Genomic DNA, 17,220 nt, shown 5'->3' with positions numbered 1-17,220 from the left:
AGGTTTGTCCAAAGCAACGCGAATCCAGCATAGAACTACTGTTGCCTCACAATCATCCGTGACAGCGTCTGCGCCGTCCGATATCGGGATAGATCATGGACAGCGTTGTGACCGAGGACCGCCCGGTGGCGGATGACCGTTTTGATACCGCGCGGATCACCGCCGCGATCGATGCGCTCGCCGAAAAAAATGCCGGCCGCGAGGACGTGTTCCGCTCGGCGATGGCGCAACTGCTGAAGGCCGAGTTGATCGCGGCGCGAAAAACCGCGCAAGCGGTGTTGCTGAAGGACCGTCACGGCCGCCGCTGCGCCGAGCGGCTGTGCTTCGTGCAGGACGAAATCATCCGCATTCTCTATTCCGCCGCCACGCGGCACCTCTATCGCTCGCATGTCCGATCGGGCGAAGAGCGCATGTCTGTCGTCGCCACCGGCGGTTACGGCCGCGGCCTGATGGCGCCGGAATCCGACATCGATCTGCTGTTCATCCTGCCCTACAAGCAAACCGCCTGGGGCGAGCAGGTCGCCGAGGCCATTCTCTATTGCCTGTGGGACATGGGGCTGAAGGTCGGCCACGCCACGCGTTCGGTCGATGAATCGGTCCGGCAGGCGCGCGGCGACATGACGATCCGCACCGCCATCCTCGAGACCCGGTTCCTGACCGGCGACCGGCCGCTCTACGACGAACTGGTCGCGCGCTTCGACAAGAACGTCGTGCAGGGCACCGCCGCGGAGTTCGTCACCGCCAAGCTCGCCGAGCGCGAGGAACGCCATCGCCGCGGCGGTCAGTCGCGCTATCTGGTCGAACCCAACGTCAAGGACGGCAAGGGTGGCCTCCGCGACCTGCACACGCTGTTCTGGATCGCGAAATATGTCTATCGCGTGCGCGAGACCGATGAACTGGTCGAGCGCGGCGTGTTCGACGCGCAGGAATACCGCACCTTCCGCCGCTGCGCCGACTTCCTGTGGTCGGTGCGCTGCAATTTGCATTTCGTCTCCGGCCGCGCCGAAGAGCGGCTGTCGTTCGACATGCAGCGCGAGATCGCGGTTCGTCTCGGCTATACCTCCCATCCCGGCATGCAGGATGTCGAGCGCTTCATGAAGCACTACTTCCTGGTCGCCAAGGACGTCGGCGACCTCACCGCGATCCTGTGCGCCAAGCTGGAGGACGAGCAGGCCAAGCCGGCGCCGGTCTTGAGCCGCGTGGTGGCGCGGTTCCGGCCCGGCATCAAGCGCCGCCGGGTGCCCGACAGCGACGACTTCATCATCGACAACAACCGCATCAATCTCGCCGCGCCCGACGTCTTCAAGCACGATCCGGTCAATCTGATCCGGATCTTCCGCCTCGCACAGAAGAACAACCTCGCCTTCCATCCCGACGCCATGCGCACGGTGACGCGCTCGCTGAAGCTGATCAACACCGGCTTAAGGGAAAATCCAGAAGCCAATCTTCTGTTCATGGAGATCCTGACGTCCGACAACGCCGAGACCGTGCTGCGGCGCATGAACGAGACCGGCGTGCTCGGTCACTTCATCCGCGCCTTCGGCAAGATCGTCTCGATGATGCAGTTCAACATGTACCACCATTACACGGTGGACGAGCACCTGATCCGCTGCGTCGGCTTCCTGCAGGACATCGAGCGCGGCGGCAACGACGAGTTCACCGTCGCCAGCGACCTGATGCGCAAAATCCGCCCCGAGCACCGCGCGGTGATCTACATCACCACGCTGCTGCACGACATCGCCAAGGGGCGGCCCGAGGACCATTCGATCGCCGGCGCCAAGGTGGCGCGGCGGCTGTGCCCGCGGCTCGGCTTCAACTCCGCCGATACCGAGACGGTAGCGTGGCTGATCGAAGAGCATCTGACCATGTCGACGGTGGCGCAGTCGCGCGACCTGTCGGACCGCAAGACGATCGAGAATTTCGCCGCCGTGGTGCAATCGGTCGAGCAGATGAAGCTCTTGACGATTCTCACCACCGCCGACATCCGTGGCGTCGGTCCCGGTGTCTGGAACGGCTGGAAGGCGCAATTGCTGCGCACGCTGTATTACGAAACCGAACCGGTGCTGACCGGCGGCTTCTCGGAAGTGAATCGCGCCCAGCGTATCGCGGTGGCGCAATCCGAATTCCGCGCCGCCTTCACCGAATGGCCGGAGCAGGAGCTCAACGCCTATATCGCGCGGCATTATCCGGCGTACTGGCTCAAGGTCGAACTGCCGCGCAAGATTCGCCACGCGCGTTTCCTGCGAGCCAGCGAACAGGCCGGCCACAAGCTTGCGATCAATGTCGGCTTCGACGAAGCGCGCGGCGTCACCGAGCTGACGATCCTGGCAACCGACCATCCCTGGCTGCTGTCGATCATCGCCGGCGCCTGCGCGTCGGCGGGCGCCAACATCGTCGACGCGCAGATCTACACCACCACCGACGGCCGCGCGCTCGACACCATCGCGATATCGAGGGAATACGACCGCGACGAAGACGAGGGACGCCGCGCCACGCGAATCGGCGAGATGATCGAGCAGGTGCTCGAGGGTAAATTGCGCCTGCCCGAAGTGGTGGCGCGCAAGGCGGCCGCGCGCGGCAAGGTGCGGCCCTTCGTGGTCGAGCCTGAGGTGACCATCAACAACCAGTGGTCGGACCGCTACACCGTGATCGAGGTGTCCGGCCTCGACCGCCCGGGCCTGCTGTACCAGCTGACGACGGCGATCTCGAAGCTCAACCTCAACATCGCCTCCGCCCATGTCGCGACCTTCGGCGAGCGCGCCCGCGACGTGTTCTACGTCACCGATCTGCTCGGTGCGCAGATCACCGCGCCGACGCGGCAGGCCGCGATCAAGAGCGCGCTGCTGCACCTGCTCGCAAGCGAGGACAACGCCGCCCAGCCGGCGGCGTAATCCGTCGCTCTTCTCTCAGAACTGCGTGATCGGCTCCAGCTTCTCGCCCTTGCGGAACGAGCGCAGCGGCGCGGTGTCGGTATAGACCCGCTCCTCGATGATCTTGCCATTCTTGATCCGGAACTTGTCGACGCCGCGCCATTCGAACCTTACGCCGTTGACGTTCCGCGTGGTCTGCCATTCGATGATCACTACGTCGCCGCGCGAGGTCCAGTCCAGCAATTGCCAGACGAAATCCGGCGCCGCCGCCGTCTGCACTTCCATCAGCCGGTCGAGTTCGTTGCCCGCCACGCGCCGGCCCACCAGCGGCGTATGCAGTGAGCCTTCGGGGTGCCAGAGATCGAGAAAGGCTTTTCCGTCCCGCGCCGCCCAGGCGGCGGCAAATCGCGTCACAAATTCCTGAATTTCTGCGTCCGTCATTGGTCGTCTCCGTGGTTGGAATGTGGGAGACGCTAGGGGCCGTGCATGAATCTGTCTGGCGGTTTACGGACGTGACATGTGAGGGCTGATCGGGTGGGCAAAGCGAAGCGTGCCCACCATTCACGACGACAACGCAAGATGGTGGGAACGGCGCAAGAGCGCCTTTGCCCACCCTACGTTCTCACTTTTTCAGCATTACCCCCTCATGCTCCAGCAACCACCGCTTCCGCTCAAGCCCACCGCCATACTTGACCAGCGCACCGTTGGCGCCGATCAGGCGATGACAGGGCACGACGACGCTGATCGGATTGGAGCCGTTGGCATGACCGACCGCACGCATGGCCTTTGGCGCGTTCAGCATCGCTGCCAGTGCGCCGTAGCTCATCGTTGTACCCGCCGGTATTTTCGGCAATGCGGTCCAGACCTTTTGCTGGAACGGCGTACCCGCGACGCGCCACTTGATTGCGTTGAGGCGATCGAGATCGCCTTTGAAATACGCCGTCAGCGCCGTCTTCAACTCTTTCGGTGACTGCGCCTCTTTCAGATCGACCGGACCATATTGCAGCCGCAGCAACTCCTTTATGCGCGGCCCGTGCTCTTCCCAATCCAGCGCACGCAGCAGACCGCCGGCATCGGTTACCAGCAACGCGGTTCCGATCGGCGTTTGCAGCCGGTCGAGATGGAAGGTTTCAGGCGGCTTCGCGCTCATCGATTTTTCCGGACAAGGCGGGATGCGGTACGCCCGCGGCCCACAGATGCAACGCCGCATAAGCGCGCCACGGCCGCCAGCGCTCGCTGCGAACAAGCAATTCCGCAGGCGACGGGCGGCGCCCTTCACTGTCGGTCATCGCGCGGAGTAAACCGATGTCGGCGGCGGGGAACGCATCGGGTTCGCGCAGTTCGCGCATGGCGATGTATTGCGCGGTCCATTCGCCAATTCCCGGCAGCGCCCTCAGTTTCACGATCGCATCCTCAAGGCTGGCGCCGCGGCTGAAGATCGCGGGATCGGCCGAGATCGCCTGCGCCAGCGAGGTCACCGCCATCGCCCGCGCACCTGATATCCCGAGCGTTGTCAGATCGGAACTCGCAATCCGCGCCGCAAAAGGAAACAGATGGCTGAGACCCTCGCTCTCCGTCATCGCAGGCGGCAGCGGCTCGCCAAAGGCCTGCACCAGTTTGCCGAGCAGTTTGGTCGCGGCAGGAACCGTGATCTGATGGCCGAAGATCGCCCGCACCGCGAGCTCAAAGCCGTCCCACGCCCCGGGGACGCGCAAGCCTGGCCGGGCCGCGACCAGCGGCGCTAGCACGGGATCGAGCGCGAGATGCGCTCCGATCGTATCGGGATCGGCGGCGAGATCGAACACCCGGCGCACCCGCGCGATGATCTGCGGCAAGACCGCCATGTCGGGAAAGCGAACGCGGACGTCGATCCGGTTCTTCGGCGCAGGCACGACGCTGATCACGCCGCACTTGCCGCCGATCGCAATCGTGCGGCGATAGCTATCGCCGGCGACGACCTCGACGCCGGGAATGGCGCGGGCGGCCAGGAACGACATCATCGCGTCCCAATCATAGGGCGGCCGGTACGGAAGACGAACCGACAGCGCGCCGGCCTCACGCCTGGTCTTGTCGCGGGAACGCCGCAATGCGGCCGGCGGACGCCCGAACAGCGCCAGGAAGGTTTCGTTGAAGCGGCGCACGCTGTTGAAGCCGGACGCCAGGGCGACCTCGGCCATCGGCAGCGACGTTTCGTGGATCAACTGCTTTGCAAGCAGCACCCGTCGGGTTTGGGCCACCGCAATCGGCGAAGCGCCGACATGCTGACGGAACAGCCGCCGCAATTGCCTCCCGCCGACGCCGAGCCGGCTGGCCAGGGTCTCGACATCATCGTCATCGAGCCCGCCGGATTCGATCAATGCCAGCGCGCGCGAAACCGTGTTGGAGCTGCCGCGCCAGAACGCGAGGTCAGGCGACACTTCCGGCCGGCAGCGCAGGCAGGGACGGAAGCCGGCCTCCTGGGCTGCGGCCGCCGAGGCATAGAACGACACGTTCTCGAATTTCGGGGTGCGCGCCGGACAGATCGGCCGGCAATAGATGCCGGTGGTTTTGACGCCAACAAAAAGCCGCCCGTCGAACCTGATATCCCGGGTCGAAATCGCGCGGTAGCAAGCGGTACGGTCCATATCCATCAGGAAATCATCCAATATCGTGCAGGGCAGGTCCCGCGCTTTGCGCGCGGATACCCGCTCAGTTCTCGAAAATCAGGCAAGTCGTGGTGCCGTGCGCGAGCAAACGTCCCTTGCTATCCGTGATGCGTCCTTCCGCGGTGCCGACCCGCCGGCCGCTGCTGAGCACGATGCCCTCGGCCCTGATCGTGCCGGTCTCGGACGTAATCGGTCGCACCAGCGAAATCTTGAACTCCAGCGTCGTCGAGCCCAGACCTTTCTCCAGGGTCGACTGAATGGCCAGCCCCATGCAGCTGTCGAGCAGCGTGGCCGAGAAGCCGCCATGCACGGTGCCGGCCGGGTTGAGGTGGTCGTCACTCGGTTCGGCGGTGATGACCACGCGCCCGCTCGCGGCTTCGGTGACATCGTAGCCCAGTGTGCGCGCGATCGTGTTGAGGGGCAGCGTGCCATCGGCGAGCCCCTGGACAAATTCCAGGCCACTCATTTCCTTGCGCCTGACGACACTGACGGTGCCGTATGTTCTGTCGGTACGCATTCCCATTGATTCTCCGCGCTGTCGCTCGATCGAAGCATCTGATATCGCGCCCCGCCTGTCTCGCGGTTTTCGGACCTCATCATTTTCTGCAAAATATCGGCACGCCGCAGCACTTTTCACGCTGAGCGTGCTAGCGTCCACCCGAATTCCGCTGTCGGTTTGGGCCGCCACATGATGCTTATCGCCAATTGTCTGGTCGCGGTGGTCGCCGCGCTGCATCTGTACTTTCTGGCGTTGGAGATGTTTCTTTGGGAAAAGCCGCTCGGCCTGAAGACTTTCCGCAATACGCCTGAGAAGGCGAAAGAGACAGCGGTGCTGGCCGCCAATCAGGGCCTTTATAACGGCTTCCTCGCCGCCGGCCTCGTCTGGGGCCTGATCCATCCAAACCCGGGCTTCGCGTTCCAGATCAAGGCATTCTTCCTGCTCTGTGTGATCGTGGCCGGTGCCTACGGCGCCGCGACCGTCAGCCGCCGGATCTTGTATGTACAGGCGGCGCCCGCGGCGCTCGCATTGATCCTGCTCTGGTTGGCGTAAAGTGCATTTGCCGGCGGTGTCTTCGGTATCCCGTGCGGGTTCCAATTGCCCGCATCGTCTCATTCCGGAACGCGACCAAGACTTGTGGATTCGTTTTGTGCAGTCCGCGTGGCTGCCTTCGGTTTAATCTCGATTGACCGGGACTTGCGATAGTCGACCTTTTCGCAAGCTCGCCTTGCATTGCAGCATCCGTTCCGCCACTATTGCAACCAGCGATGGCGTCCATCGGGTCATATTAAGTCCCAAGACAAGATCATCGGCTCAATCAACACATGAGGAAACGAACAATATGAAGAATGGTATTTTCCATTTGGTCACCGGCACGGCGCTCGCGATCGCCCTGTCGGCTTCGTCGGCCTACGCGCAGAAGAAATACGATACCGGCGCGACCGACACCGAAATCAAGATCGGCCAGACCGTGCCGTTCTCGGGCGCCTATTCCGTCTATGCCAATATCGGCAAGACGCAGGCCGCCTACATGAAGATGATCAACGACCAGGGCGGCATCAACGGCCGCAAGGTCAACCTGATCCAGTATGACGACGCCTACAGCCCGCCGAAGACGGTCGAGCAGATCCGCAAGCTCGTCGAGAGCGATGAAGTCCTCCTCACTTTCCAGGTCATCGGAACCGCGGCGAACGCCGCCGTGCAAAAGTATCTCAACGGCAAGAAGGTGCCGCAGCTGTTCGCCGCCACCGGCGCGTCGAAGTTCACCGATCCCAAGAACTTCCCCTGGACCATGGGCTACAACCCGAACTACTTCGTCGAGGGTCGCATCTACGGCACGTACATTCTGAAGGAACATCCGGATGCCAAGATCGGCATCCTCTACCAGAACGACGATCTGGGTAAGGACTATGTCAACGGCCTGAAGGCCGGTCTTGGCGACAAAGCGGCAAAGATGATTGTGGCCGAGGCTTCCTATGAAGTTTCCGACCCGACCATCGATTCGCAAGTGCTGAAGATCAAGGACGCCGGCGCGACCCTGTTCTACAGTGCCACGACGCCGAAGCAGGCGGCGCAGGCGATCCGGAAGATCCACGAACTCGCCTGGAAGCCGGTGCACATCCTCGACATCAACGCCAGTCCGGTCAGCGCCACGCTGCAGCCGGCGGGCCTCGAAGCGTCGAAGGGCGTGATCAGCGTTCAGTACGGCAAGGATCCGGCCGATCCGACCTGGAAGGGCGATCCGGGCCTGCAGAAGTATCTCGACTTCATGGCGAAGTACTTCCCGGAAGGCGACAAGATGAACACGGTCAATACCTATGGCTATTCGACCGCACAGCTGCTCGTGCAGGTGCTCAAACAGTGCGGCGACAACCTGACGCGTGAAAACGTGATGAAGCAGGCGGCCTCGTTGAAGGACGTCGTGCTCGACCTCGCCCTGCCGGGCATGAAGATCAACACCGGCCCCAACGATTACCGCGTCAACAAGCAGCTGCAGATGATGAAGTTCAATGGCGAGCGTTGGGAACTGTTCGGCCCGATCCTCGAGGACGCCGGCCCGGCGGGCTAGCCTCAACGTCCATCGATACGAACGATCGGCGGTCCCTCGGGGCCGCCGATTTGTTTTTTTAAGGGCAGTCGTCATTGCCGGGCTCGACCCGGCAATCCATCGTTCTTCATTTGAAGCTTCGCTTGATGGATGCGCGGGTCGTCTAAGCGCGAAGACGCGCTTCGCGCTTCTGCCCGCGCATGACAAGTGGTGCAAACGGCGCCCCAGCTACGGGATCTCCCCAAACGTCTTGCCAACCGGCAACACGGCGTGCCGGATCAGCCGCGAATCCTCGACCGCGGCCTGGCGATGTTTCACCGCTTCCCGATAAACGGGGTCGCGGATCATCTCGGCGAAGGCGGCGACACTTGGATATTCGGCGATGAAGCAATGATCCCAGCGCTCTTCCGCCGGCCCGATCAGCATCAGTTCGAACCGCCCCTGCCAGACGATCCGCCCGCCGAGCCGTTCGAACACTGGCCCGCTTTCCCGTCCATACGCCGCATAGGCTTCCGCGCCTGACGCCTTGCGCCCGTCGGGATAGGCAGCTTGTTCCCGCAGACGAACCAGATTGAGCATGTGGATCGGCCCCGGCCGGTCGTTGGCCCGAAATTGCGCGAACACTTCCTTGGTCGGATCGATGTGGCCCATGGCGGGGTCTCCCTGCTGATTCTGCTCTCTTTTTTTGACGCGTTTTCTACCGCAGATAAGTATACGCAATCTGCGTAAACTTGATTGCTATGCGAACCGGGATCCACTTCGCTTGAAAACGCTACGTTACCACGCGCCGCCGCACCTCCTAATCCCGCGTTAACCTCTCCGTAACCGACCCTTAAACTGCGGACGTTAGCTTGCGGCGGGCGGGATGTGAGCAGCGTTTGCGTATGGCGTGGGGACGGAAAAAGACCGGCGGCCGCAAGGAACCGCAATTCGGGCTCGCCGCCGCGCTGAGCGAATTGCGGCTGTCGCCGCAGGACCGCGTCGCTGTGAGCGACGACAGGCCGAAGAAATCATCAGCCAAGCGCAAACCCGAAAACGAAGACGACGAGCCGCCGCGCGAGCGCAAGCCACGCGCAGGCCGTAGCGGCGCCAAGCGCCAGTCGAAATCGCGTGGCGGATTCCGGATCGGACGCTTGTTCTATTGGGGCGCGGTGCTCGGTCTGTGGGCCGCGATTGCGGTCGTCGGCGTCGTGATCTGGGTCGGCGCGCATCTGCCGGCGATCCAGTCGCTGGCGATTCCGAAACGTCCGCCGACCATTCAGATCGTCGGCGTCGACGGCAGCGTGCTGGCCTCGCGCGGCGAAATGGCCGGCGCCAATGTCTCGCTGAAGGACTTGCCGCCCTACCTGCCGAAAGCCTTCATCGCCATCGAGGACCGTCGCTTCTATTCGCATTACGGCGTCGATCCGATCGGCATCGCGCGGGCGGCGGTCGCCAACGTCATGCATCGCGGCGTCTCGCAAGGCGGCTCGACACTGACCCAGCAGCTCGCGAAGAACCTGTTCCTGACCCAGGAACGCACCATCACGCGCAAGCTGCAGGAAGTGGAACTCGCGATCTGGCTGGAACGCAAGCATTCCAAATCGGAAATCCTCGAACTCTATCTCAACCGCGTCTACTTCGGCTCCGGCGCCTATGGCGTCGAGGCCGCGGCGCAGCGCTATTTCGGCAAGTCCGCCAAGAACGTCACGATCGCGGAAGCCGCGATGCTGGCGGGCCTCGTCAAGTCGCCGTCGCGGCTGGCGCCGAACCGCAATCCGGAAGGCGCGGAGCAGCGCGCCCAGATCGTGCTCGCGGCGATGGCCGATGCCAAGTTCATCACCGATGCGCAGGCGCAGGCCTCGATCGGCCATCCCTCCTACAATGTGAAACCGGTCGGCGCCGGCACCGTCAATTACGTCGCCGACTGGATCGGCGAAGTGCTTGACGATCTGATCGGCCAGATCGAACAGAGCATCGTGGTCGAGACCACGATCGACCCCAAACTGCAGAGCGTGGCGGAAGCCTCCATCATCGACGAACTCGCCGCGAAGAGCGTGAAGTTCAACGTCACCCAGGGCGCGCTGGTGGCGATGACGCCTGACGGCGCGGTGCGCGCCATGGTCGGGGGGAGGAACTATGCCGAGAGCCAATATAACCGCGCGGTTACCGCCAAGCGCCAGCCCGGCTCGGCCTTCAAGCCGTTCGTCTATCTCACCGCGATCGAAGCGGGATTGACGCCTGAAACGATCCGGCAGGATTCGCCGATCGATATCAAAGGCTGGCGGCCTGAGAACTACACCCATGAATATTTCGGGTCGGTGACGCTGACCCAGGCGCTTTCGATGTCGCTCAACACGGTGGCGGTGCGCCTCGGCATCGAAGTCGGGCCTAAGAGCGTGGTGCTGACCGCGCATCGGCTCGGCATTTCCTCAAAGCTGGACGCCAACGCCTCGATCGCGCTCGGCACCTCGGAAGTCTCCGTGCTCGAGCTGGTCGGCGCCTTTGCGCCATTTTCCAATGGCGGGCTCGGCGTTTCCCCGCATGTCGTGACCAAGATCCGCACCAATGAAGGCAAGGTGCTGTACAAGCGGCAGCCGGATCAGCTGAGCCAGGTGATCGAGCCGCGGCACGTCTCGATGATGAACACCATGATGCAGGAGACGCTGCTGTCGGGCACCGCGCGCAAGGCGGAGCTTCCGGGATGGATGGCCGCCGGCAAGACCGGCACCAGTCAGGATTTCCGCGACGCCTGGTTCATCGGCTATACCGCAAACCTCGTCACCGGCGTCTGGCTCGGCAATGACGACAATTCGCCGACCAAGAAGGCCACCGGCGGCGGCTTGCCGGTCGAGGTCTGGACCCGCTTCATGCGATCGGCCCATCAGGGCGTGCCGGTTGCGAACCTGCCGAAATCACAGGCCGGCGGCGGCGGCCTGCTGTCAAATCTGTTCCCCGCCTCGCAGGTCAGCGCGCCGCCGCAGCCATCGTATCAGCCATCGGCGCAAGCGCCGGTGCCGCTTGCACCGAACCCCTCGGGCGGCGGCTATCGCCAGCCACCGACCCGCACGTCGGCGCCGCCGCCGAATCCATCGGCACGCCCTGAGGCGGCCGCTGGACTGGATGGATGGCTGATGGACCGCGTGTTCGGCGGGAATCGCTAGACGCGGTGCGGCGGCTCAAGAACAAAAACTGCGGAAACAACCCCATGCACGGTAAGCACGTGCTTGTTTTTGCTCAGTCCTGAATCGCGTAGCTTTGTAGCCCGGATAGGGCCAACGGGTCGCGCGAAGCGCGCCCGATGACAGGCTCCACGCCATCCGGGATGAGCCCATCGGTTGCACGACCGTCCCGGATCTCGCTGCGCTTCATCCGGGGTACGATTGCCCGCGACTACCCTAATCCTCGACCCCGTAACGATGCAGATCGTTGCCGTGGGTGTCGAGCCAGGACTTGGCGCGCTCGACATGGCCGCAGACCTTCGCGACGACCCGCCAGAACCGCGGCGAATGGTTCATCTCAACCAGATGGGCGACTTCATGCGCAGCGAGATAGTCCAGCACAAAGGGCGGCGCGAGGATCAGCCGCCAGGAAAACGACAATGATCCGGCCGAAGTGCAGGAGCCCCAGCGGCTTGATTGATCGCGGATCGACACCCGCTTGACCCTGACGCCGAGTTCTTCCGCATAGGCCAATGATGCCTTGTGCAGATCCTTGCGCGCTTCACGCTTGAGGTAATCATGGACGCGGCGGTCCATGTGCTCGGCGCCGCCGGCGACACACAGAACCTTCTCGCCGCTGTCGCGGGTTTCGGTCCACACCGTGCCGCGCTCGCCGGCGCGATGCACGATGCGATGCGGAACACCGCGGAGCGGTACCACTGTGCCAGCATGAAACGGTGCGGCCTTCGGCAGGCGGCCGAGACGTGCGGCGATCCAGCCGCCATGAAGCTGCGCAAAGTCCTTTGCTTCCACCAGCGTGCCGCGCGGCGGCATGGTCAGGATCGCCTCGCGATCGGTCGGATGAATGCGTAACGTGTAGCGGCGCGCGCGGCGGTGCCGGCGCAGCCGAATCGCAAAGAATTGCGAGCCGTGTTTGACCAAAAGAGTCGCGGGTTCGGCGGGCCGCCGATAGAGGAGGGCGCGAGTAGCCATGTCTGACAGTCCGGGGGGCAAGAGTTCGCCCGGATTCTGCCATAACCGCTGCCACTCAAGCCGCCACTGAAACCGCTCGGCGCAAAAACAAATCATTTGCCCAATATACAGGGGCTGGACTCTATTCCGCCCCTACCGGCAGGGGCTGGAACCAAAAATTTTAGGTAGAATCATCGTTCATAATCAGGTCCAAGAGATGAGTCTGAACTCATCCCTTCAGGGACCTGCGAATCCGGATTCTTTAAATCAATTCAGCGGCTTACATGCGCCGCCGAATCGACGCCAGGATTGCCGTTACTCGGCAGCCCCAACCAATTTGTCTGATGCAGCGACCAATTTCGGCTTGGTATTGGCCGAAGACAGCATGAAATCGGAAATGCGCGGCACGATTTCGGAGCGGAACCGCGAACCATTGAACACACCGTAGTGCCCAACACCCTTTTGCACATAATGCACGCGGCGATGATCGGGAATCGATGTGCACAGCGAGTGCGTCGCTTCGGTTTGTCCAAGACCGGAAATGTCGTCGTTCTCGCCTTCGACCGTCATCAACGCGACGCGGCGGATTTTCGACGGATCAACCAGCTTGCCGCGATGGATCATCTCGCCCTTGGGCAGCGCATGCTTGACGAAAACGACGTCGACGGTCTGCAGGTAATATTCTGCGGTCAAATCCATCACCGCGAGATATTCGTCATAGAATTCGCGGTGCTTGTCGACCAGATCGCCGTCGCCCTTCACCAGATTGCTGAACAGCGCCTTGTGGGCGTCGGTGTGGCGATCGAGATTCATCGTGATGAAGCCCGAAAGCTGCAGGAAGCCTGGATAGACGTCGCGCATCACGCCGGGGTGCGGGAACGGCACCTTGGTGATGACGTGATTGCGGAACCATTCGATTCCGCGCTCGGCGGCGAGATTGTTCACGGAGGTCGGATTGCGACGGGTGTCGATCGGGCCGCCCATCAGCGTCATCGACAGCGGCACGAAGGGATCGTTGGCGGCTTCCATCACGGAAACCGCTGCGACCACCGGCACCGACGGCTGGCACACCGCGATGACATGCATGTTGCCGCCGAGCACGTGCAGCATCTCGATCACGTAGTCGACATAGTCATCGAGATCGAAACGGCCTTCCGCCAGCGGCACCATCCGCGCGTCGGACCAGTCGGTGATGTAGACTTCATGCGTCGGCAGGAAGGCTTCGACGGTGCCGCGCAGCAGGGTGGCGTAGTGACCGGACATCGGCGCCACGATCAGCACCCGCGGCTGCGGGCTGCGCAGCGGCCGCGTCAGCTTGCGATCGAAATACAGCAAGCGGCAAAACGGCTTTTCCCAGATCGAACGAACCTCGACCGGCGTGCGGACGCCGTTCACTTCGGTCGTGTCGAGGCCCCAATCGGGCTTGCCGTAACGGCGCGTGGTGCGCTCGAACAATTCGCAGGCCGCGGCGATCGATTTGCCGAATTCGGTGTGCGACCACGGATTGAGCGGGTTCTGAAACAGGATCTTCGTGGCATCCGTCACGGCGCGTGCCGGATTGAGCGACGCGTGGCCCATTTCGTACATCCAGTACATCGGCGTCGTAAGTGCCGGACTGCCTTCGGCCACCAGTGGCGGTGCTCCGCCAAACTCACCAATCGGCATTGAATTCTAGACCCCTGTTTTGCGCCGCAGCATAGTGCCGAATGCGCAATAACGCGTCAATGCACACCTCCGTATATATACGGAGCGAAACGGCCAAAAACCCCAGAAATACACGGGAATTTACGACTTATTCACCGCCGCCGAGCAGCGAGCCGTGGTGTTTAGCGCTGCGCAAAAGGGCAAGAAAGATCGCAAATGACGCGATAAACAGCACCGCGTTGATCGCGAGCGACCACACCATCAGGTCGGTCCGGAACACGTGGTCGATCAACAGCGCCCGCATGCCCTCGAACACGTAAGTCGGTGGCAGCGTCCAGGCGAGATATTGCAGCCAGACCGGCAGCACCGACACCGGATAATAGACGCAGGCGAGCGGCATCAGGCCGAACATCAGCGTCCAGACGATGCTCTCGGCGCCGAGGCCATTGCGCAGCACCAGACCCGACACGAAGATCCCGATCGACCAGCTGGTGAAGATCAGATTGCAGAAGAACGCGATCAACGGCAGGCCGATGGCGAAAAAATTGAAGTCGAAGCAGAACAGCGCCAGCAGCGTCATCGGGATCACGCCGATCGCAAGCCGGATCAGGCTCATCACCATCAGCGAGATCAGGAACTCGATCGGCTTCAGCGGGCTCATCATCAGATTGCCGAGGTTGCGCGCCCACATCTCCTCGAGGAACGAGATCGAAAAGCCGAGCTGGCCGCGGAACAGGATGTCCCACAGGATGACCGCGCCGATCAGCGAGCCGCCGGCCTGGGCGAAAAATCCCGACGTCTGCGAAATGTAATTCTGCAGGAAGCCCCAGGTGATGATCTGCAGCGCCGGCCAGTAGATCAGCTCCAGAAGCCGCGGCCAGGACGACATCAGTAAATACCAATAACGCAGCACCATCGCGTTGATGCGGTGTACCGAAATTCCGTGATGAATCGCGATCCCGCTCATGGCGTGCCTTCCCTCACCCGTCCGCGCGCGACGTCGAGGAACACTTCTTCCAATGTCGCGCGGTTGTAGCGCGCCATGATCTGATCGGGACTGTCGTCATCCTCGATCCGGCCGCGTTTCATGATGATGACGCGATCGCACAGCCGCTCCACTTCCAGCATGTTGTGCGATGCCAGCAATATCGTCGCATCATGTGTCTTGCGGTAATCCTGCAGATGCTGCCGCACCCAATCGGCCGTATCCGGGTCGAGCGAGGCCGTCGGCTCGTCCAGCAGCAACAGTTCGGGCTGATTGATCAGCGCTTTCGCGAGCGCAACGCGGGTCTTCTGGCCAGCGGAGAGTTTTCCGCTGGCGCGGTCTAGGAACTCCTCGAGATCAAGATCGGCGGCAAGCTGCGCGATGCGCTCGCGCAGGTTCTCCACCGCATAGAGCCGGCCGAAGATGGTGAGATTCTGCCGCACCGTGAGCCGCATCGGCATGTCGACATAGGGGCTTTCGAAATTCATCCGGCCCAGCACTTCGGCGCTTTGCTCGGGCATCGGATGTCCCAGCACCTGGATACGGCCCGACGTCGGCAGCACCAGACCCATGATCATCGCTATCGTCGTGGTCTTGCCGGCGCCGTTGCCGCCGAGCAGGCCGGTGATGCTGCCGCGCGCGATGCGAAACGAGACATTGTCCACCGCGCGGGTAGTCTTGTAGAGCTTGATCAGATGCGCGACCTCGATCGCGGCGGATCCTGCCGGACCGGCTGCGGGCGATTGCGCTGGCGTGGCGTCGCTATTGACCATTTCCACCCGTTCATTGAGCCATCAGGGCTGATAGCGCAAGGGTTCGGAATGCCTGGCGGCGGGCGGGCCTGCATGGTTCGAGACGCCGCTTTCGCGGCTCCTCACCATGAGGGGATAGTCTTTACCCTCATGGTGAGGAGCGCGGCAGCGCCGCGCGTCTCCGGACGACTGCATCGCCGAGCGAACCATGCAGGCCCCCGACCGGACGGAATGACTGCGCAAATTTGTGATCGCGGCGCTGCGCGGCTAAAGTTGCGGAATGACTGAAATTTCCGGCTCCGATTTTCGCCATCCACTCCGCCATGTCCGTCTCGATACGATATTGCGGCTGCGCTGGCTGGCGGCGCTCGGCCAGCTCACCGCGATCTTCATCGTGGCGCACGGGCTGGAGTTCGACGTTGCCATCATTCCTTGCGTCGCCATTGTCGGCCTCTCGGCGCTGGTCAATCTCGCGCTGCAGGTCGCGTTCAATCCGATGCAGCGGCTGGAACCGGTCTATGCGGCCGCCTTGCTTGCGCTCAACATCGTCGAACTTGCGGCGCTGCTGTTCCTCACCGGCGGGCTGCAAAATCCGTTCTCGTTCCTGTTCCTGGCCCCCGTCCTGATCTCGGCGACGGCGCTGCCGATCCGGCTGACCATTGCACTTGGTGTGCTCGCGGTCGCCTGCGCCTCCGCCCTGGTGTTTTTCCATCTGCCGCTGCCATGGGACAGCGAAGACCCGATGGTGCTGCCGCCGATCTACCTGTTCGGCGTCTGGCTCTCGATCCTGGTCGCGATCGGCGTCACCTCGCTCTATGCGTTCCAGGTCACCGAGGAGTCCCGGAAACTGTCTGACGCGCTGGCGGCCACTGAACTGGTGCTGACCCGCGAGCAGCACCTCACCCAGATCGACGGCCTTGCCGCCGCTGCGGCGCACGAGCTCGGCACGCCGCTGTCGACGATCTTCCTGATTTCGCGTGAACTCGAAAAGACGGTTGATGGCAACGAACAGCTCGCCGGCGACCTCAAAACCCTGCGCGAGCAGGCGCAACGCTGCCGTGAGATCCTGGCCAAGATCACCCAGCTCTCCTCCTCCGGCGCACCGTTCGATCGCATGCCGCTGTCGACGCTGATCGAGGAAACGGTTGCACCGCACCGCGATTTCGGCGTCGCCATCAAGGTGCGGCTAGCGGTCGCAGCAACGCGTGAGCCGGTCGGCGCCCGTAACCCCGCCATCCTCTATGGCGTTGGCAACATTCTGGAAAATGCGGTCGATTTCGCCCGGACCACGGTCGAGGTTAACGCCTGGTGGAACGCGGATACGGTCGAGATGATCATTTCCGACGACGGCCCGGGCATCGCCCCCGACATGCTGAAACGCATCGGCGAGCCCTATTTATCGCGGCGGCGCAGCACAGATGAGGACCAAGGCGCGCGCGCCGGCCTTGGGCTCGGCATCTTCATCGCCCGTACCCTGCTGGAGCGCACCGGCGCCAAGGTCTCGTTTACCAACCGGACCTTTCCCGATCACGGCGCTGTGGTACAAATCGTCTGGCCGCGCGAACGCTTCGAGGCGGACGACACGGCGCCGGAAACCGACTCCTGGAATGGTTCCAGCGACCGCGAATGACAGCCTGATCGACTATTGAGGGCCTTGGCAGCGCCG

General features: G+C 62.8%; 14 protein-coding genes. 5 read left to right on the top strand and 9 right to left on the bottom strand.

The genetic code is table 11. The features are described from left to right. Positions 1-95 precede the first annotated feature (95 nt). A complete protein-coding gene (locus JQ558_RS11545; RefSeq protein WP_212293701.1) occupies positions 96-2,891 on the top strand; it encodes a [protein-PII] uridylyltransferase in 2,796 nt (931 codons plus the stop codon). A 15-nt stretch (positions 2,892-2,906) separates the two neighbouring features. Here JQ558_RS11545 and JQ558_RS11540 read toward each other — a convergent pair whose 3' ends face one another. From JQ558_RS11540 to JQ558_RS11520, 4 genes are all read right to left on the bottom strand, one after another. Beyond that, positions 2,907-3,311, bottom strand: coding sequence for a nuclear transport factor 2 family protein (locus JQ558_RS11540; RefSeq protein WP_212293700.1), 405 nt, complete (start codon positions 3,309-3,311; stop codon positions 2,907-2,909). Between the two features lie 181 nt (positions 3,312-3,492). Next, positions 3,493-4,020: a methylated-DNA--[protein]-cysteine S-methyltransferase gene (locus JQ558_RS11535; protein WP_212293699.1), complete on the bottom strand. Its 528-nt coding sequence runs from the start codon at positions 4,018-4,020 to the stop codon at positions 3,493-3,495. Beyond that, the gene (locus tag JQ558_RS37200) at positions 4,001-5,500 is read right to left on the bottom strand and encodes an AlkA N-terminal domain-containing protein (RefSeq protein WP_249142427.1); all 1,500 of its coding nucleotides are present in this window, start codon (positions 5,498-5,500) and stop codon (positions 4,001-4,003) included. The genes JQ558_RS11535 and JQ558_RS37200 overlap by 20 nt, the downstream gene beginning before the upstream one ends. A gap of 58 nt (positions 5,501-5,558) precedes the next feature. Then, positions 5,559-6,032 carry a PaaI family thioesterase gene (locus tag JQ558_RS11520; RefSeq protein ID WP_212293698.1) on the bottom strand — a complete coding sequence of 158 codons (474 nt, stop codon included), beginning with the start codon at positions 6,030-6,032 and terminating at the stop codon, positions 5,559-5,561. Between the two features lie 171 nt (positions 6,033-6,203). Here JQ558_RS11520 and JQ558_RS11515 point away from each other — a divergent pair, with 171 nt between their 5' ends. Both JQ558_RS11515 and JQ558_RS11510 read left to right on the top strand, forming a co-directional pair. Continuing rightward, positions 6,204-6,566, top strand: a complete 363-nt coding sequence (locus JQ558_RS11515; RefSeq protein WP_212293728.1) for a DUF1304 domain-containing protein — start codon at positions 6,204-6,206, stop codon at positions 6,564-6,566. A gap of 289 nt (positions 6,567-6,855) precedes the next feature. Beyond that, complete coding sequence (locus JQ558_RS11510) at positions 6,856-8,082, top strand: ABC transporter substrate-binding protein (RefSeq protein ID WP_212207124.1); 1,227 nt, start codon at positions 6,856-6,858, stop codon at positions 8,080-8,082. Positions 8,083-8,289: 207 nt separating this feature from the next. Here the strand turns inward: JQ558_RS11510 and JQ558_RS11505 are convergent, their stop codons facing one another. Next, on the bottom strand, positions 8,290-8,712 hold the full coding sequence (locus JQ558_RS11505; protein ID WP_212207123.1) for a DUF1330 domain-containing protein: 423 nt from the start codon (positions 8,710-8,712) through the stop codon (positions 8,290-8,292). A gap of 233 nt (positions 8,713-8,945) precedes the next feature. On the opposite strand from JQ558_RS11505, the gene JQ558_RS11500 reads away from it, so the two are divergent. After that, positions 8,946-11,204, top strand: a complete 2,259-nt coding sequence (locus JQ558_RS11500) for a penicillin-binding protein 1A (RefSeq protein WP_212293727.1) — start codon at positions 8,946-8,948, stop codon at positions 11,202-11,204. Between the two features lie 234 nt (positions 11,205-11,438). Here the strand turns inward: JQ558_RS11500 and JQ558_RS11495 are convergent, their stop codons facing one another. The 4 genes from JQ558_RS11495 to JQ558_RS11480 all read right to left on the bottom strand — a co-directional run bounded on the left by JQ558_RS11495 (position 11,439) and on the right by JQ558_RS11480 (position 15,575). Continuing rightward, the gene (locus JQ558_RS11495; protein WP_212293697.1) at positions 11,439-12,290 is read right to left on the bottom strand and encodes a M48 family metallopeptidase; all 852 of its coding nucleotides are present in this window, start codon (positions 12,288-12,290) and stop codon (positions 11,439-11,441) included. A 198-nt stretch (positions 12,291-12,488) separates the two neighbouring features. Then, entirely contained in the window at positions 12,489-13,838 is a 1,350-nt protein-coding gene (locus JQ558_RS11490; protein ID WP_212207121.1) for a polyhydroxyalkanoate depolymerase, read from the bottom strand. A gap of 127 nt (positions 13,839-13,965) precedes the next feature. Beyond that, positions 13,966-14,784: an ABC transporter permease gene (locus JQ558_RS11485; protein ID WP_212293696.1), complete on the bottom strand. Its 819-nt coding sequence runs from the start codon at positions 14,782-14,784 to the stop codon at positions 13,966-13,968. Beyond that, a complete protein-coding gene (locus JQ558_RS11480; RefSeq protein WP_212274297.1) occupies positions 14,781-15,575 on the bottom strand; it encodes an ABC transporter ATP-binding protein in 795 nt (264 codons plus the stop codon). Before JQ558_RS11480 ends, JQ558_RS11485 begins: the two co-directional genes overlap by 4 nt. Positions 15,576-15,834: 259 nt before the next feature. Between JQ558_RS11480 and JQ558_RS11475 the strand changes: the two genes are divergently transcribed. Next, complete coding sequence (locus JQ558_RS11475) at positions 15,835-17,184, top strand: ActS/PrrB/RegB family redox-sensitive histidine kinase (RefSeq protein WP_212207118.1); 1,350 nt, start codon at positions 15,835-15,837, stop codon at positions 17,182-17,184. Positions 17,185-17,220 lie beyond the last annotated feature (36 nt).

The sequence above is a fragment of the Bradyrhizobium sp. AUGA SZCCT0160 genome (assembly GCF_018130105.1).
In the GTDB taxonomy this organism is placed as follows: domain Bacteria; phylum Pseudomonadota; class Alphaproteobacteria; order Rhizobiales; family Xanthobacteraceae; genus Bradyrhizobium.
The sequence above is the reverse complement of the archived record's forward strand: the minus strand, read 5'-3'. Positions and strand labels throughout refer to the sequence as shown.

Bases quoted from the DNA above. Each gene is read 5' to 3' on its own strand.
- JQ558_RS11540 (WP_212293700.1), bottom strand. From the start codon at position 3,311: ATGACGGACGCAGAAATTCAGGAATTTGTGACGCGATTTGCCGCCGCC.
- JQ558_RS11520 (WP_212293698.1), bottom strand. From the start codon at position 6,032: ATGCGTACCGACAGAACATACGGCACCGTCAGTGTCGTCAGGCGCAAG.
- JQ558_RS11490 (WP_212207121.1), bottom strand. From the start codon at position 13,838: ATGCCGATTGGTGAGTTTGGCGGAGCACCGCCACTGGTGGCCGAAGGC.
- JQ558_RS11505 (WP_212207123.1), bottom strand. From the start codon at position 8,712: ATGGGCCACATCGATCCGACCAAGGAAGTGTTCGCGCAATTTCGGGCC.
- JQ558_RS37200 (WP_249142427.1), bottom strand. From the start codon at position 5,500: ATGGATATGGACCGTACCGCTTGCTACCGCGCGATTTCGACCCGGGAT.
- JQ558_RS11500 (WP_212293727.1), top strand. From the start codon at position 8,946: ATGGCGTGGGGACGGAAAAAGACCGGCGGCCGCAAGGAACCGCAATTC.
- JQ558_RS11545 (WP_212293701.1), top strand. From the start codon at position 96: ATGGACAGCGTTGTGACCGAGGACCGCCCGGTGGCGGATGACCGTTTT.
- JQ558_RS11510 (WP_212207124.1), top strand. From the start codon at position 6,856: ATGAAGAATGGTATTTTCCATTTGGTCACCGGCACGGCGCTCGCGATC.
- JQ558_RS11475 (WP_212207118.1), top strand. From the start codon at position 15,835: ATGACTGAAATTTCCGGCTCCGATTTTCGCCATCCACTCCGCCATGTC.
- JQ558_RS11495 (WP_212293697.1), bottom strand. From the start codon at position 12,290: ATGATTTGTTTTTGCGCCGAGCGGTTTCAGTGGCGGCTTGAGTGGCAG.
- JQ558_RS11485 (WP_212293696.1), bottom strand. From the start codon at position 14,784: ATGAGCGGGATCGCGATTCATCACGGAATTTCGGTACACCGCATCAAC.
- JQ558_RS11515 (WP_212293728.1), top strand. From the start codon at position 6,204: ATGATGCTTATCGCCAATTGTCTGGTCGCGGTGGTCGCCGCGCTGCAT.
- JQ558_RS11480 (WP_212274297.1), bottom strand. From the start codon at position 15,575: ATGGTCAATAGCGACGCCACGCCAGCGCAATCGCCCGCAGCCGGTCCG.
- JQ558_RS11535 (WP_212293699.1), bottom strand. From the start codon at position 4,020: ATGAGCGCGAAGCCGCCTGAAACCTTCCATCTCGACCGGCTGCAAACG.